Origin of the sequence: Microvirga flocculans ATCC BAA-817, assembly GCF_000518665.1 — a bacterium.
Taxonomy (GTDB): Bacteria; Pseudomonadota; Alphaproteobacteria; order Rhizobiales; family Beijerinckiaceae; genus Microvirga; species Microvirga flocculans.
The window spans coordinates 121,322-136,959 of sequence record NZ_JAEA01000006.1 but is presented as its reverse complement, the minus strand read 5'-3'; the positions used below and the strand labels follow the sequence as shown (position 1 = coordinate 136,959).

General features: G+C 63.4%; 18 protein-coding genes. 5 read left to right on the top strand and 13 right to left on the bottom strand.

Annotated features, from left to right (window positions below; genetic code table 11):
• Window positions 1–275 precede the first annotated feature (275 nt).
• Entirely contained in the window at window positions 276–692 is a 417-nt protein-coding gene (locus L879_RS0107550; protein WP_027315559.1) for a response regulator, read from the bottom strand.
• A 528-nt stretch (window positions 693–1,220) separates the two neighbouring features.
• Here L879_RS0107550 and dgt point away from each other — a divergent pair.
• The 3 genes from dgt to L879_RS0107530 all read left to right on the top strand — a co-directional run bounded on the left by dgt (window position 1,221) and on the right by L879_RS0107530 (window position 4,661).
• Window positions 1,221–2,672 carry a dGTP triphosphohydrolase gene (gene dgt / locus L879_RS0107545; protein WP_245265184.1) on the top strand — a complete coding sequence of 484 codons (1,452 nt, stop codon included), beginning with the start codon at window positions 1,221–1,223 and terminating at the stop codon, window positions 2,670–2,672.
• Window positions 2,665–3,540: a hypothetical protein gene (locus L879_RS20900; RefSeq protein ID WP_154664130.1), complete on the top strand. Its 876-nt coding sequence runs from the start codon at window positions 2,665–2,667 to the stop codon at window positions 3,538–3,540. Before dgt ends, L879_RS20900 begins: the two co-directional genes overlap by 8 nt.
• Before the next feature lie 869 nt (window positions 3,541–4,409).
• A complete protein-coding gene (locus L879_RS0107530) occupies window positions 4,410–4,661 on the top strand; it encodes a hypothetical protein (protein WP_027315556.1) in 252 nt (83 codons plus the stop codon).
• 91 nt (window positions 4,662–4,752) lie between these two features.
• Here L879_RS0107530 and L879_RS0107525 read toward each other — a convergent pair whose 3' ends face one another.
• The 9 genes from L879_RS0107525 to L879_RS0107495 all read right to left on the bottom strand — a co-directional run bounded on the left by L879_RS0107525 (window position 4,753) and on the right by L879_RS0107495 (window position 11,490).
• The gene (locus L879_RS0107525) at window positions 4,753–5,433 is read right to left on the bottom strand and encodes a nitroreductase family protein (protein ID WP_027315555.1); all 681 of its coding nucleotides are present in this window, start codon (window positions 5,431–5,433) and stop codon (window positions 4,753–4,755) included.
• On the bottom strand, window positions 5,414–6,007 hold the full coding sequence (locus tag L879_RS0107520; RefSeq protein WP_027315554.1) for a 7-cyano-7-deazaguanine synthase: 594 nt from the start codon (window positions 6,005–6,007) through the stop codon (window positions 5,414–5,416). The genes L879_RS0107525 and L879_RS0107520 overlap by 20 nt, the downstream gene beginning before the upstream one ends.
• Window positions 6,004–7,209: a PfkB family carbohydrate kinase gene (locus L879_RS0107515; protein ID WP_027315553.1), complete on the bottom strand. Its 1,206-nt coding sequence runs from the start codon at window positions 7,207–7,209 to the stop codon at window positions 6,004–6,006. The genes L879_RS0107520 and L879_RS0107515 overlap by 4 nt, the downstream gene beginning before the upstream one ends.
• Window positions 7,209–7,436, bottom strand: coding sequence for a hypothetical protein (locus L879_RS20895; RefSeq protein WP_051435141.1), 228 nt, complete (start codon window positions 7,434–7,436; stop codon window positions 7,209–7,211). The genes L879_RS0107515 and L879_RS20895 overlap by 1 nt, the downstream gene beginning before the upstream one ends.
• A gap of 38 nt (window positions 7,437–7,474) precedes the next feature.
• Complete coding sequence (locus L879_RS20890; protein ID WP_051435140.1) at window positions 7,475–8,371, bottom strand: endonuclease III domain-containing protein; 897 nt, start codon at window positions 8,369–8,371, stop codon at window positions 7,475–7,477.
• A 322-nt stretch (window positions 8,372–8,693) separates the two neighbouring features.
• Window positions 8,694–9,029 (bottom strand): hypothetical protein, encoded by a 336-nt coding sequence (locus L879_RS23165; RefSeq protein ID WP_154664129.1) that lies wholly within the window; start codon window positions 9,027–9,029, stop codon window positions 8,694–8,696.
• Window positions 9,030–9,336: 307 nt separating this feature from the next.
• Window positions 9,337–9,534, bottom strand: coding sequence for a hypothetical protein (locus L879_RS24665; RefSeq protein WP_161634643.1), 198 nt, complete (start codon window positions 9,532–9,534; stop codon window positions 9,337–9,339).
• A gap of 245 nt (window positions 9,535–9,779) precedes the next feature.
• On the bottom strand, window positions 9,780–10,955 hold the full coding sequence (gene ampC, locus L879_RS0107500) for a class C beta-lactamase (RefSeq protein WP_027315552.1): 1,176 nt from the start codon (window positions 10,953–10,955) through the stop codon (window positions 9,780–9,782).
• A 106-nt stretch (window positions 10,956–11,061) separates the two neighbouring features.
• The gene (locus tag L879_RS0107495) at window positions 11,062–11,490 is read right to left on the bottom strand and encodes a hypothetical protein (protein ID WP_154664127.1); all 429 of its coding nucleotides are present in this window, start codon (window positions 11,488–11,490) and stop codon (window positions 11,062–11,064) included.
• Window positions 11,491–11,738: 248 nt separating this feature from the next.
• On the opposite strand from L879_RS0107495, the gene L879_RS0107490 reads away from it, so the two are divergent.
• Together L879_RS0107490 and L879_RS20885 are read left to right on the top strand one after the other, a co-directional pair.
• Complete coding sequence (locus L879_RS0107490; protein WP_154664126.1) at window positions 11,739–12,254, top strand: hypothetical protein; 516 nt, start codon at window positions 11,739–11,741, stop codon at window positions 12,252–12,254.
• A gap of 143 nt (window positions 12,255–12,397) precedes the next feature.
• Window positions 12,398–12,934 carry an OmpA family protein gene (locus L879_RS20885; RefSeq protein WP_051435138.1) on the top strand — a complete coding sequence of 179 codons (537 nt, stop codon included), beginning with the start codon at window positions 12,398–12,400 and terminating at the stop codon, window positions 12,932–12,934.
• A 38-nt stretch (window positions 12,935–12,972) separates the two neighbouring features.
• On the opposite strand, the gene L879_RS23160 is transcribed toward L879_RS20885, so the two are convergent.
• From L879_RS23160 to L879_RS22695, 3 genes are all read right to left on the bottom strand, one after another.
• Window positions 12,973–13,494: a GrpB family protein gene (locus L879_RS23160; RefSeq protein ID WP_161634641.1), complete on the bottom strand. Its 522-nt coding sequence runs from the start codon at window positions 13,492–13,494 to the stop codon at window positions 12,973–12,975.
• 64 nt (window positions 13,495–13,558) lie between these two features.
• On the bottom strand, window positions 13,559–14,569 hold the full coding sequence (gene bla, locus L879_RS0107470) for a class A beta-lactamase (protein WP_027315548.1): 1,011 nt from the start codon (window positions 14,567–14,569) through the stop codon (window positions 13,559–13,561).
• A gap of 98 nt (window positions 14,570–14,667) precedes the next feature.
• Window positions 14,668–15,558: a helix-turn-helix domain-containing protein gene (locus L879_RS22695; RefSeq protein WP_051435137.1), complete on the bottom strand. Its 891-nt coding sequence runs from the start codon at window positions 15,556–15,558 to the stop codon at window positions 14,668–14,670.
• Between the last annotated feature and the right edge of the window lie 80 nt (window positions 15,559–15,638).

Here is a 15,638-nt window from a genome sequence, read left to right as displayed (position 1 = left end):
AAGCAGTCAGTCCAAGCTATCGAAGAGTCTCGCGCGCAAATAGCTCGCTCACGAGCCTTGAGCCAGTTCGAGGCCGATCTTGCTCGCGCGATAGATCAGATCAGCCAGGAGGAAGCCGCCGCCTCACCCGGGGGCGCAAAATAGACTGCGAACTGCGCGTGAGGGCTGCGTGGGCCAGCGCTGGCCGCGGGCGCTTCCAAGTCCGGCATAAGCTAATTGGGCACCTGCCGCCGGGCCGCTGGATCGAACGCCTCGAAGGTGCGAGGCCCGAGGCTCTAGGCAAACCCAACTGACGCTGGAGCTTCAACGACCTGCGGGGTCGCCATCTGCCGGATCAGATTGACGACAGTCTCGGGCATGTACGGCTTGGCCAGGAAGGGGATCGCATCGGGCAGCTCCTCCAGGCCAGGATGCTTCCGGCCCGAAGTCACGATCACCTGGACGCCAGGCCACTGCTCATGCACCGCCCGCGCCAGCTCGAAGCCGTTCATCGAGCCTGGCATCTCCACGTCGGTCACGATGGCCTGAATATCGGGTCGCGCCTGCAAGGCGGTCAGCGCCTCATCGGCTTTTGCAGCCTCAAACACCTTGAACCCAGCGTCTTCGAGAAAGTCAGCCGCGAAGATCCGGACCAGGATCTGGTCCTCGACGACCAACACCGTCATGCGGGATTCTGAAACACCTTCGCTCATGGAGGGCCTAACTGAAAAGGGGTCAGCTTCGTTCCGCCAGCTAAGTGGATCATCCGCAGCGAGTTTAAGTCCGTTGTGGTTACCACACCGCCAAGCTCCTGTCCCTACTTACTGTTTTCGCGACCACCCAACTCGTCGCGGCCTCGGGACTCAGCCACAGCGCAACAGGTTCCACAGCCTCACGGACATGGAGGCCGCACAAGAGGGACGCCCACGCCTCTGGCCCGGCAGGAGCCGTCATCGTGCGCTCGCTATCACCTCCTTGGCTGCACTCGGGTTGCCGGCAAGGCTGTGGGGCGGCCGGTCTGGGCGGGGCGCCCGGTGGGCAAGCGGCGCTCGCCCTCCTGACACCGCCTCTGGCGATGCCATGCACGGCGGAGCCAACCGCATCTTGCCGTGGAGAAGTCCGGTGCCTGCCTCGACGACGGTGGCATCGGCGTCGGCCGGCTTCTAAATGGGCCGGGCGGGTTGCCTGTGGACAGGATGTCCTGCACCTGAACCGGGCTACCCCCGGGGCGTTTGAGGGAGATGGAATTGGTTGACCGGATGGATTGGGCAAAGCTCCTCAATGACGGCCGGCGGAAGAGCCGCGGCAAGGCGAAGCCCCGCAAGCCAGACGAGCAGCGGGTCGAGCACGAGCGCGACCATGACCGCATCCTCTTCTCGACGCCGGTCCGGCGGCTGCAGGACAAGACGCAGGTCTTCCCTCTCGAGCCCAACGATAGCGTCCGCACTCGGCTGACCCACAGCCACGAAGTGGCCAACCTCGCGCGCAGCATCGGCACGACGCTGGTGTTCGAACATGCGGAGGCGCTGGGCATTCCGGAGACGCTGCAGCCGAAGCGGAGCGTGCCGGCCCTGCTCGAGGCCATTGGACTGGCCCACGATCTCGGCAACCCCCCGTTCGGTCACCAGGGCGAGGCCGCCATCCAGAGCTGGATGCTGAAGCACTCCACGCCGAGGAGCCCCGACTCGGGTTCCTTTGGCATCTTCGATGGCGCCGGCGCGGAGCTTACCAAGGCGCAGCAGCTGGACTTCCTCAAGTTCGAGGGCAACGCGCAAGCCTTTCGCCTGCTGACGCGCCTGCAGGTCATCAACGACAATTTCGGCTTGGACATGACCTACGCCTTCTTGGCGGCGTTGATGAAGTACCCGGTGCCGTCCGACAAGGCCGACAAGACATCGCAGGCCCGCAAGAAGTTCAACTTCTTCCAGTCCGAGCGCGATATCGCGGTGGAGGTCTGGGAGGAAACCGGTCTTGGCGAAGGCATTCGCCACCCGCTGACCTTCATCATGGAGGCGTGCGACGATATCGCCTACTCGGTCGTGGATATCGAGGACGCCGCCAAGAAGGGCTTTCTGTCCTTGTATGACCTGCTCGCCTACCTAGAACATGAGGCCGGCGAGGACGAGCTGGTGCGGGATCTGTGCGCCAGTGCCCGGGAGCGGGACAAGAAATACCGGGACCTGAGCCTCTCGGCGGGAGAACTCGACGACATCTCGATGCAGATGTTGCGGGTGAGGGCCATCGGCGCCCTCGTGCCGGCGGCCACCAAGGCATTCGTCCAGCACAAGGACGCCATACTGTCCGGGACGTTCGACAACGATCTGTTGGCCGTCTCGGACGGCCGCGTCCTCTGGAAGGCGCTGAAGGAGTTCGCGAAGGCCCACGTGTACAGGCACCGCAGCGTCTTGGAGGTGGAGCTCAAGGGGCACCAGACGATCCACGCACTGATGGACATGTTCTGGCAGGCCATTCGGGACCGTTCGGACGAGAACGACCTGGCGTCGAAGCGTCCTCCCTACTCGCAGTACGTGTACAACCGTATTTCCGAGAACTATCGCCGAATAGCTGAGGACAGCGACAACGGCATGCCGATCCGCTATCGTGAGCTCCAGTTGATCACGGATATGATCTCGGGGATGAGCGATTCGTATGCCATCTCCCTACGAGAAGAGTTGGAGCGCCTGCGTGGCTAGGACCGCCGCCTGTCCCGTGACGTCCGAACACGAGCTCCGCGAGCGGGTGGAGGCCTACCTCGCGGACCCGGCGCTCGGCGGCCCGGAGATCGGCGAGACGATCTCCCGCCTGCGTCCGCTCGGGCACGTCGCGATCTTCGGCGGCATGCTGCGCGACCTCGCGCGCGGCGGCGCCGGGGCGTTCCGCTCCGACGTGGACCTCGTGGTCGACTGCGAGGCCGAGGAACTAGACCGCTTCGTGCGCGACCTGCCGGTCGCGCGGAACAAGTTCGGCGGCTACCGCTTCGTCGGGAGACGGTTCGCGTACGACCTCTGGGCGCTGCCGAACACATGGGCCGTGCGCGAGGGGCATGTGGCCGCGCAAGGGCTTGCGGACCTGACGAAGACGACCTTCTTCGATTGCGACGCGGTCGTGTACGATGCCGGGACGCGGGCGATCCATTGGTCCGACGGTTATCTGGACCAGCTTCAGGCGCGGACGGTCGAGATCAACCTCGAAGACAACCCTAACCGGCTCGGGGTGCTCGCCCGCACGTTGCGCATCCTATACGATTGGCAGCAGAGCATCGGCCCGCAGCTCGCTTGGTACCTTTGCCAAGGACTAAGCGAACTGCAGGATGAGGTTTGCCGCTATGCAACGCAGGGACACCTGCACCGCCGACGTCCGTCTGTGCCGATCACCCGTCTCGCCGAAAAGATCAGGACGCACGAGGTCTATCGTCCGTTCTGTCTCGGCGATCTCGCCCGGAACGCGACGGATGACGGTCGAGCGCCCGCTCTGTCTCCCAGATGCAGATCTCAAGGTATGCAGAGAGCCATGCGAGCTGTGAAGGAACGCGACGAAGCGCGCTGCACGCCGAGCGAATAGTGGTGGGGCGGAGGCCTGCGCGCGTCATGCAGGGATCTGGCGGCAAGATCTGATCACGCTGGCCTGCGGCGGCCTCATGTCGGGCCAGTTCGTTATCCGGCAGCTCCCATCGTAAGGTCCAGAAGCGCGGCCTCGGATGGATCCGAGGGGGCCGTGTCCTCATCTTGAAGTCTGTGAAGCTGCGCGAGTGTCGTGCCGAGGGCGTTACGGACAGCGGACGTGCGCCACGACATGTCCGGTAAACGGCTCAAGGTGAATGAGAGAAGGATCGACGACGTCATGCGGCGTGACGGGCTCATCCGACATGATGCCAGCGATGCGAAAGGGAAGGGTGTCGAGGGTAGGCCCTGCCATAGACAAAACCCAAGGAAGTCAACCTCAAGGCGGCGCCAGCATCAGCAAAAGAGCAAGAAAGGCAATCGGCGCGTCTTCAAGCAAAAACGACGATGGTCATCGTCTGTGCGGTCGGAACAAACCCGGCATCGCGGTTTGCCCGTGTAACCCTCGCGAGCGCCTGTTGAGCGTCAGATGGCGGTCGAGGCAAGTCACCTCGCCGATGTGCGCCGGATGCCGCGGGCGCGATTCGGGCGCGCACAAACCTGCGCCCGTCTCCCGCCTGTCCGGACGGGCGCGAACATCGCTCCCACCGCCTCCTCCAATGAGGGTCACAGAGGCCCGGCCACGGCATTTGGCAGGGGACGCTCAAGGAGGTTCCCCAAAGGCGACACGACAGGTGCGGCAAAGGCGACTTCCGATCGCACCAGCCAAGAGCTCGGTCGCGTACCGCGCGACTGCACAGCACAGCGTCGGCGATATCTCGTCAAACGGTCCAATGCATCCCCTCAATGACTTCAACAAGGAGTCCGAACATGGAAAACCTGTCCCATCACCTCATTCGCAGCCTTCACGAGGCCAAGTCGACGGCCGGTTCCGACTACGCTGCCTTCAGGCGGCTCTCGCTCGAAGCCGTCAATGCCGTCGAGGCAAAGGGTGACATCGACGACCGCCTCGCAGAAGCTATCGATGCGGTCCGTTTCCCGGACACCGACGACATCGACTGGATCATTCAGAGGGCGGTTGCAATTCTGGGGCCATCAGGACGGTCGCCAACCACGCCATAAGGCGGCGTTCGAGGAGGCCGCTGCGGGCGAGGCAATCTCCAAGTTGCCGCCGGACGCTGTTAACGACGGGCGATGCTTCGTGTGATCGCGGTTACGGCCGCGTGATCTGGACCCCGCCGACAGCCGAGAAACGCGACGGAGGATAACCGAGCTGCGCGACCATTCTGTTGCCAAGGAAACCGAGCGGGCATGCCGCCAGCCCGAGCCATTCCGCGCAGAGGCACAGGGTGGCTAACAGGCAGCCGGCATCCCGCAGGACGAGGCTCGCCGGATGCTCGTAAGCGGCCCCGACCTTGCTGACATCGGCGATGAACCGAAGGGTGCAGCCGCGATGGACACCCACGACCTCGGCGACAGCCGCGGCGTTTCGGGCGGAGACGTCGACGTGCGGCACGGCGAGGACGTGGAACGCGTGCTCCATCGGATCGTAGAGGCGGACCAGCCCGTCACCGCCGTCGTTGATGCAGACCACGTGGATCGGATGCAGCCCGCCCGCGGACGGGCTGGCCCGCCACTCGACCGGCAGTCCCGCCCGCCCGGCGGGGGCATGCCCTTTGGTCCCGGCCGCATGCCACAGCAGCGCGGCGATGTCGTCCCAGCCCATGGAGCCGGCAAGGGCCGACCGGCGGGAGCCCAGCACGTCGGCGAAGTCGCGCCGGGGCGGCGCCCCGGGCGGCGTCAGATGCTCCGTCGCCACGACCGGCGGGCGGTAAGGCTGCCAAGCGAGCGGCGGCGTGCGCGGGCCGGGCTCGTCAGTGGGGATCCCAGCCAAGCGCTTCCCACGTCTGATAGTGCTTCACGCACCCGCGGCACTGGCCGCAGGCGAAGTTCGCGACATGGCAGGAATGGGCCCAAGCCAGCACCTCCCGCGGGATGCCTGACGTCTTGACGAGCTCGACCGCCGTCAGCCCGATCGCGGGAGCCGAAACCGTGATCCCGCCCTCCTGGAGCGACATCACCTTGGACATTGCCTCCACGAACTCCGGACGCCCGTCGGCGTGGGCGCCGTCGGTCGCGAGCGCCCCGATCATCAAATGGGTGACGCCGAGCTTCACGGCGGCGATGCCGGCGAGCGTCAGGACGAGCTGGTTCCGGAACGGCCACCATTCGGGAACCGGGGCGATGGCCGCGGGCGGCTGGCCGGCCATGTCGCCGGAGCCGAGGGAAGAGCAGTCGGCGCGGACGATCTCGTGCCGAATGCCGAGGGCCTTGCACACCGCGCCGGCGGCCGTGATCTCGGCCTCGGCGGGGCGCTGGCCGTAGTCGACCGTGATGGCGACGTCGGGCCGCTTCCACCACGCGATGCTGACGGAGTCCATTCCGCCGGAGAGCAGCAGTCCGATCATAGGTGCGGGAGCTTCCAAACCGTGCGGTAGATCGCGGTGGCGAAGTCGTCGACGACTTCGCAGCCGGTGCCGACCAGCATCTTCAGGTCCTCGTGCTTGACGTTCTGGGCAAGCGCGACGACCGGGATGCGCTTGTTGACGGCGTAGCCCGCTTCGAAGACCGTGCCGGAATCAAGGCCGTTGAGCACGGCGAAGACCACGTCGGCGGCCTCGAGGCCCTTGATGTCCTCGGGCGCCACGATCTCCGCCGGCCCCGGGCCGACCTCATGCACCGGCGAGAACACCTGCGCGCCCAGGTCCATCAGGAGCGCGCGCGCCTCCTCGACGAGCCAGCGCTGGCCGAGGTCGAAAAACGGCGCGGCGAGATAGACCAGGCCATGTCCGGGCGTGACGGGCGGGTAGGGGAGCTCCCGCAGCGCCTCGGGCGACGGAACCGGCAGCGTGCGCGTGTCGCAGTAATAGGCCGTGGCGCGCGACGCCAGGTCGGCCGCTTCCGCCGGCGGCATGCCGCGGCAACCCCAGAGCGCCGCGAAGGTCGCGGAGAAGACGTCGCCCGAGCCAATCTTCCAGACATGCTCGGTCCGGTAGAGCGGCACGACCGCCTCGCCCTCGGGCGTCACCACGAGCGCGCCGTGCCCGCCCATCTTGAGGACGACCGCGGCCGCACCTTCCTCGCGCAGCAGCCATCGGGCCGCCGTGCGGGGATCGCTCTCGCCGGTCATCGACGCCGCCTCGTAGCGGTTGAGCACGATGGCCAGGCGCTCCGCCCGCGAGCCGTTCGCGGTGAACCGCTTCGCGCCATAGGCCGACTGCGGGTCGTACACGGCGGTGCGGGCGTCGACGACCGCCTCGCCCTCAAGCATGCCGTAGCGCAGCACGACGTCGCCGCCCACATGAAGAGGTGGCAGGGCTTCGATGCGGTTCACCGCCGGACTGATTGTCGGGGTCGACAGCGGATGGAGATAGTCGAAGGCGATGGCGTACCGGGACGGTTGCGGTTCGAGGACCGCCCCAGCCATGCCGGCGAGGTACTCGGCCTCGTTCCGGACCTCTTCCGCGATATACGCCACCAACGTGGTCGTGCCAGGGACAAGGGAGGTGACTGCCGAGACGGCGCGCCCTGCCGAACCGTAGAGGGAGTTCCAAAGCGGCTGGATGCACCGCTCGATGTAGACGCCGCCGACGACGGTGAGATCGCTCATCAGACGGGCTCCACGCGCACTTCGACCACCCCACCGGCGATGCTGATCACGACCGCCCGGTAGTTGACGCCGCGGTTCTGGATGCAGTCGATGATCTCGAGGTACCCGACGAACGTCAGCGACCCGGCCACCTGCCCGTGAGCGTCGACCACCACGAGCGCCACGGTGCGGCCCACCGGCTGGACCTGCACGCTGAGCACGTTGCCGATGGCGAGCCCGGCGACCACGGCCGGCTTCGGGCTGTTGATCGGCCCGCGCCGGACCTTCAGGCAGGGATCAGTCGAGGACCCGCTCTCACTGCCGCCCGCGCCGCCCGAGCCGGTGTAAGCGTCGCTGCGCGAACTGCTCGATCCTGACATGAGATTCCCTCCTGCTGAGTTGCGGCAGGAGAAAACCCAAAACCCGGCTCCGGGTCAACAAACCGATTCAGCAAAGGCCGGCTCATCTGGCGCATCGTCGTCCACATGACGGCGTCAACCACGGAGGCGCGGGCATGGGCGCGCGAGCAGAACTCCAGGAACGTCCCTTCCAGACGTGCATAGTGGCGGGCCGGATCGGCCCGCTCGGGAAACACCCCCATGATCTGGCAGGCGCGGACGATATGGACGTCGAGGATCGCGACCTTGTCGCTGGCGCGGCGGTTGCGCACGATCCAGGAGGCGGTCTTGGGCCCGATGCCGGGCAGGCGGCACAGGGCGTCCCTGAGCTCCAGGTCCGTCAGGTCCGCCTCCGCGATCTGCCTCAGGCCCCGGAGCGATCCGGCCAGGTACTTCGCGCGTTGGCGGGCGAAGCGGTAGCGCACCGTCCGGCCTCGGACGGCGAGAGGCTCGACCAGCAGGCGCTCGCAGGCGTCATGGGACAAGATTCCGTCTGTGGTGTCCCGGAGGGCTTGGCAGATGCGCTCGGCTGCGGCCAAGCCGACCTCGGCCGGCGTGCCATGGCCGCCGAGCAGGCAGACAACCACCTCCTCGACCAGCGACTGGCCCAACTGGAAGGAGGTCGGGGTCGCGTCGCCGCTCATCCAGGCCTGGCTGACCCAGAACGCCGGCGTGAGCGCGTGGTCGAAGCGCCCCCAGCGGACGCCGGGCATCAGCCACTCGTCTGCGTCGGGAAGGTCGAGGGCGGCGTACCGGCCGGCGATTTCGGCGATGACCCGTTGCACGTGGAGCGTTCCTATGGAATGAATAAATGGTATGCAAAATGGACGATGAAGTCAACGGTGCCCGCCGAGCTCCTGCAGCAAGTCCGCGAGCGCATGCTCGCCCTCCGCCTGACGCAGGAGAGCGTCGCGAAGGCGTGCAGGCTTTCGCAACCTCACCTCAGTAAGGTCTTGTCCGGCAAGATCGCGCCAGGGCGGAAGACAAGGCTCCTGCTTGAGAGGTGGCTGGCCCGCGCGGCTCCGGAGGCGAGCGGCGGAGAAGCGGAGGCGCTAGAGCGCATCATTCAGGAGTTGCTGGCCTCTCGGCCCGAGCGACGTATGCAAATTATGCAATTGCTGCGCCTAATTCAGACTCTTGCTCAGTGATGCCCGCACAGAAAATTCCTGACGCGGTGAGATTTTGGTAGGCGGCCAATATTGTGAGACAGCCTCTCTCGTCGAGGACTCGGATCGAGGCACGGCAGACTGCCTCCAGAGCAGCCTCGTAGTCGGCCAGCATGCGATGCGAGAGACTGCGCTCACGCAGGTATTGCCAAACCCGCGCCATCGGGTTTACTCGGGGTGACAGCGGCGGCAAAGGCAATAACGCGTTCGTCTCTGGCACCAGGACGGCCTGCGCGTCGTGCCAACCGGACTGATCCAGTACGAGCACCGCGCGCATGCAGGCTCAAGCCGACACGAGAAGCGCTCCAGAAATACCATCATTACGTCGGCATTCGCCCGCGGCAGTGCCAGCGCGAAGGTCTCATCTGTGCCAGAACGGCAAACAGATACAAACTCTCGGAGTGCCGATCCATCACGCCAGGCGGACGCATGTGGCGCTCATACCAGATCCGCGTCAAGCGGCCCTTCTGGCCAAGATGACGTATCTTGGTACCAAAGCTGAAGTCAGGTGCCAGGATGCTGCGCTGCTCCTGCCCGCAGCTGTGAGGGCAGTTCCGTGTTTGAACGCCGCCTACGCGGCTGGATTACTCTTCGTCTGTGAGAGCCGGATTTTCTGGCTCGACAGGTTCAGCCGCTTGAGCAGGCACGAGAGCCCCCGTTAGCTGTAGTAAATCCCACAGACGCCGGTCGGATAGCGTGAGGGCGATCAACTGACCACGTTTGTCGACTACGTGGAACAACGGCCTGCGCTCGCCTACTGCGCGGACATAGGCTTCGTCCACTCTCCAGGAGCCTGAGAAACGTCTCCTATAGGGTAGGATGTGCTGCTCGATCTTCCAGCATAACGCTAAACCCACCGAAAGATGATCTTGGGGTTAAAGGAATCATAGCGCGTGGACACCACCTCTGCGAAGTCACCGTAGCCAATCCCAAATCTGCAATCCTAATGTAGCCCGTCACAGCGATAGTGCCGCTGAGTGACTAGCCACAGCGTGCGTCCATTTCCGATCTACTCAACGAACCCTCTTTAATTCGACTGACCTTCCAGTGCGGATAGTATGCGGTGCGCGGCGTTGATCCGAGCTGGAACGGGATAGTTCTTGTTCGCTAGCATCACGACACCGATTTGTTTGGCTGGGACGAATGCGACATAGGCACCGAACCCGTTTGTGGAGCCGGTTTTGTTGATCAGCATTTCTGGCCGAGGCGGGAGTGGTGGCTCCATTTTGATTATCTTGTTTGCCTTGAAGATCATGGCTTCTGAATTCCCGGCCAGCAACTGATCAAGACTAATCGGGTACGGATACATCTCCCATCCCAGACCCTGTGTCATGTCGCCAACTTTGTAGTATCCTGTGCGGGTTGCCGTTATCGCCTGCGCCAATCTATTATCGCGCCCCCCGCTTCCCATATTAGCTTCGATGAACCGGATCATATCCGCCGCGGTCGACTTCACACCGTAGGCTTCAGCGTCCAGAACGCCTGGCGTGACCCGTATCGGCTTGCCATCTTTCGAATAGCCATACGCGTAGTCTCTCATGCGATCTTGGGGAACCGCGGTATATGTGTGGGTCAAGCCGAGCATTGGGAAAAGCTGCCCTTGCATGAGTTCGTCAAAGGATCTGCCCATGCTTTTGGCTGCCAAATAACCGAATAATCCGATGCTTGGATTTGAATACACGCGTTGAGTGCCTACGGTGTACTTCGGACGCCACCCCCGGTAATAGGCGATCATCCTGTCATGATTGTTGACATCAGCCGGGAACTGCAACGGCAGGCCGCCCGCCGTATAGGTGCCGAGATCAAGCAAGCTGATCTGGTCGAAGCTGCTGCCAGCAAGAGCAGGATGATATTTGGTCGCTCTATCGGCGAGCGCCAAGGATCCACTTACGTTTGCGTAAGACGCTAGCGTCGCGGTGAAGGTTTTGCTGATAGATCCGATCTCAAAAAGCGTGTTCTCTGTCGTTTTCTGCCCGCTTTCTTTTGAAGCGACCCCGAAATTGAAGAAATGCCGCTTACCTTCGACTGTGATCGCGACAGCCATCCCTGGCACATCATACTTTTCCATAACAGGCTGGATCGCCTCTTTGACGACCCACCAAAGGCGGTGGTGGCCGTCTGCGTCAGCAACCTGGGCGCTCACTGAAAAGGATACGGATGCGGTAGAAACAGCCCCGAGCAATTGCATAGTTGCACGCTTCATTACAAGATCTGCTCCAATCTATGTCTCAGGTCTCAACTTGCTCCGCCTCCCGAGGCGCTCACCCCCCTGCCGTCGATTAGCAATCAGCCAAAGGATTTTTGGGGCTTTACTTCCGGCACATGAAGGGGAGAAACGTGCCTGCTATACCGGCATTCACAACGGCGGCTACCATCATATCGGCCAAGTATAGTTCATCTTCCGACTGCGGGCAGACATCGGCTCTCGTCGTGCAGCCGGAGGCAAGAAAAGCCTCATGACGTTCCATGAACTCCGCGCTCAGCCCTTTTACGCCTCTATGTGCGAGCGCATCGGTCCAGGCCGTTTTGTAGCGTTCACATTTGATTTCCGGCCAGCTCTTCTTCTCAGTGCCCTGACCAGCGGCTGGAGAACATGCACCAAATATTGACAGTGCAACAAGGCCGCCAACTAACCCAAACAGCATGCTTGAGAAAGTCATGTAGGATAGCGGTTTCGGGTGTTCAGGGGCGCGCCCTAGCGAGCTCGGATGCTGGACTGGATCATTCAGCGTTTCCAAGAATGCCTCCTCAATAGGACGGCAAGTGCGGAGTGGAGCCAGGATTGTCATGGATGTCACCGAGATGCGCACCTTCACCTTGCAAGCTTGCAAGAGCCACACAGAAGTACCGTCTGACTTCTCCATAGGGAGAAACAGACGCGCTGTCATTGCAGGGGAGTGTGCCGATCCTGCGAAAAAGGATCCTGCTCCTGGATATCCTCTGGCGTTCCCATATGTGGGCAATAGAATTTCCAGGAGGATGACTGATGACGATGGCAGGAGCGCGTTGGGCACTGGTAGTCGGAATTGCGTTAGGGACGAATTTGGGGGAACTGGCTCACGCCCAGCCTTCAAGTCTAACGAAACCGGGTTCCGAACCAGCAACGAGCCGTAACAACGAAGTGCCAGAAATTGAACTCGCGCCGGGAGTTCGCTTCCAGGTGGTCGAGCTCCGCCGCTTGCAGGACAAGGGCGTGATGCAGATCAAGTTCGCGGTCATCAATCAGTCTGGCGCGGACACCAGCCTGAAGGATCACGGTCTTGCGTTCAACCAAGAACTCAGGGACATAGCCGTAGTCGACTTCGCAGGCCGGAAAAAGTACAGCATGGGACACGCCGCATCCTGCCTCTGCAGCACCTTCAAGGACCGGGACGGCGGAATGGTTCGTGCCGGCGAGCGGCGCGAGTTCTGGGCGTGGTTCGGCATGCCGCCGGCCGGTGTGCGGCAGATGGCCGTGCAGATCCCGAACCAGCAGCCCCTCACGAACATACCCCTGCTGTGAGGGCATCAGGCATGTGCCCCCCCTTGTACGGGCTTGCCGTTGCAGGAACGTTATCGGCCGTTCTGGTCGGACTCCCTAGCCATGCTCAGCCGATCGATCCTCATCCTCCTGGGAGCACCTTGACGACTGACAAGGCAAGTCAAATGCTTGAGGAACCGCCGACGGTCGTCCCGCCCGGGGTGACCTTCCGCGTCGGATCGGTCATCTTTCCCGTGCAGGCGATCTCCGGAACCAGGTCCGACAACAGCATTGATTTGCCTGCCAGCATACTCCTGGGAGGCTTCAATGCTCGTCAGGAGGGGCGGGGACTGCGTCTGACGCTCAATGCGGACGTGCTGTTTGACTTTGACAAGGCCACCTTGCGCCCCGAGGCAAACGAGGTTCTGCAGAATCTGGTTGGCGAAGTCCAGGCGCGACTCGGGCCCGCCCGCTATCGGGTGGAGGGTCATACGGACGGGATCGGCACCGACGCCTACAACGATCGGCTCTCGGCCCGTCGGGCGGCCGCCGTGAAAGAGTGGCTCATTCGCCATGCAGGCGCCGGACGGGCTCATGTCGCAGCGATGGGATTCGGCGAGCGGCGGCCCGTCGCGTCCAACACCCACCCCGACGGCAGCGACGATCCGGAGGGTCGTCAGAAGAACAGGCGGGTGGAACTCGTCGTGGAGCCGCTCAGATGACCGGCCGCCCAGGCGGATGCGAGGCAATGACCTGCAGCCTATACCCGATGGTGCCGTGAGGCAGCAGCCAGCTGGTCAACCCGTGCGCAGAATTCGTTCTTTGCCGTCGAGTACGCTTCTGGATCGTCGGCGAACCGAGCTGCAAGTTGCAGTTTGAGGTCCGCGTAAGCGGCGGCTTCGTCCGGATGAGATCGAAGATAATCACGGAATCGAAGATGACGCTCCACCTCGCTATGATCTGACGGGTACATATGGAGATGGTGGCTGCGAGGGGAGCCTTTCGTGAAGTAGAAGCGCTGGTCGATGCCGTTTGCGCCACGAAAGTCGTAGCCCAGCCGGCCCAAGATGCCGATGCAGGCGGGGCCGTCCTCTGGCACGCGAAGGACAGCCAGAATGTCGATGATGGGTTTAGCCGCGAGCCCTGGAACGGCGGTGCTGCCGATGTGATGCACGGCACTCACGTGACCGCCACAGGCTTGTACGAGAGCGGCGCGTTCGCGCGCGAAAAGTTCAGCCCATTTCGGATCATGGGGTACTAGAACTATCCGTCGCTTTGACATTTCTGACCCTGGCATTGATGACCTGCTGCTCAATCAGGCGGTTACGAGTCACCGAAGATGCGATTTAGCGAAGTGCTTCGATCGCTGCGCGTGTCACGTCCGCGATGAGTCGCTCCCGCTCGGCGGGAGAACTGTCCGAGCCGGCCACAAACACCGCGACGACAAGCTGACGTCGTTCCGGCAAAGTCACGAGTCCAGCGTCGTTGACAGCAGGCCCAATGCCCAGGACGTCCATCGCGGTGCCAGTCTTGTGGGCGACGGTTGAACCTTCCGGCACACCAGCCTTGATGCGGGAGCCGCCGGTGCGGGTGCCTGCAAGAATGTCAAGGAAGATGCGTGTCGTAGGCTTGGACAGAAGCTCACCGCGCGCGAGTTTCGCAAGTAGGTGCGCCGCCGCCTTCGGGGTTGCGGTGTCGCGGCCATCGGCGAGGTAGGCTGCCAAGGCCGCCCGCTTGGCCGGTTGAGGAAGGTCGTTCAGGGCTGCGGTGAGGGCCGCCTCGTTGGTCCACTCCGGCCGAAACGGCGGCAGGCCGAGGACCTCCGGCTGCATCTCCCGCTCGGGTCGGTCGACACGCATGCCATCGATCCCATGTCGGCGGAGCAACGCGGTGACTGAGCCTGGGCCTCCGACAAGGCGCAAGAGCACGTCGGAAGCGGTGTTGTCACTCTGCTGGAGCGCATGTTCCAGCAACTGCCGGACCGTATAGGTGGCTGGCTCCCCTTTGAACTCTCTCGCGATCGGGCTCCACTGGATACTCAAGTCCTCACGCCCGAGCGAGATGCGCTCGTCCAGATTTCGACGCCCCTCATCGACGGCCTTGAGTGCGGCGAGGGCGATCGGCAGCTTGTAGACGCTCTGCATCGGAAAGGACTCGTCACCCCGCCACGACCAACTGTCTCCATCCGTAAGGTCGACCAAGCCGACGCCGAGCCGGCCGGAGCCTGATTTCTTGTCCAGAGCCTCGATCTTGGCCCGGAGAGCGTCCGTCCGAAACTCAGCGTTGGCAGCGATCGGACAGAACAGGATGGTGGACACAAGCGTCGTGAGGGTGAACATCGTGCGAACGAAGTGCATGGAAAGAAGCCCTAAGCGAGATGGCCGATCTAGCAGCGAAGGGTGTGCAGGTCCTGCCAAACCTGAGATCGGGCGCAGGATTGGGGAGCGCGGGGCGATCATCGGCGCAGGGTCTTGGCGGGCTTGCCCCAGGCCCGCCGAAAGGCGCGGCCGAATGCCGACAGGCTTGAGTATCCGCAGCGACGGGCGACCTCGGTGACCGGAAGGTCCGTTCGCTGGAGCAGCGCATGAGCCTGCTGCATTCTTAGCCGCTCGAGGTACTTGGCAGGCGTGACACCGAAGGCGTCCCGGAAGGCGCGGATGAAGTGGAACTCGGACATGCACGCCGCGGCTGCCAAGTCAGCCAGCGACACGCCCGCAGCCACGCTGGCGTGCACGAGTTCCCGGGCCCGCAGCACGCGGCGCAGGCGCTCGCCCCGAGTCGCCTTGTCGGCCGCGTCGATCCGGTCAACGGCTTGGGCGAGCTCATGGCCGAACGCGAATGCCAACGCCGAGACGCAATGCATCTGTTCCTCAAGAGCCAGCGGGTCCGTTCCAGAGGCGAGCGCTTCGGCGAGCCTGCGCAACTCCTGCGGCAGCTGCGGAGCGCTCCGAAGGCTGAGAGACGACAGGCCTTGATCCAAGGCATGCTTCAGGGCTTGAGCACGCCCCGCCACCATTTCAGCTTCGAGCCAGCGCCGGGGAAAGAACAAGGAGAAGCTGTCCGTCTCGGCAGGCGTCCGGATCTCACTGGCGTAGGTTTCTCCGGGGTTGACCAGGAGAACCTCACCGGGACATACAACTGAAATCTTGCCGTCAAACCAGTACCGCTCCTGGCCCGAGAAGACGGTCTTGATGCTGAAGCCCCCGCCATGTGGTTCGACCTCCAGCCGGCGGGTCCGCAAACGAAACGCAACGACGCTGCTGTTGAAAAGCCTGAAATAGCTTTCCCGCTCCTGGGGTGAAGCGCTTTGGGCTTGGAAGGCGTGGTCGAGCTGGACAACCTTCACGTAGAACTCCCGTGGAACAGTCGGTCTTGGCTTCCGAATGACGATCTGATGGCACGGATCGACATGTTGGCCGACCTTGG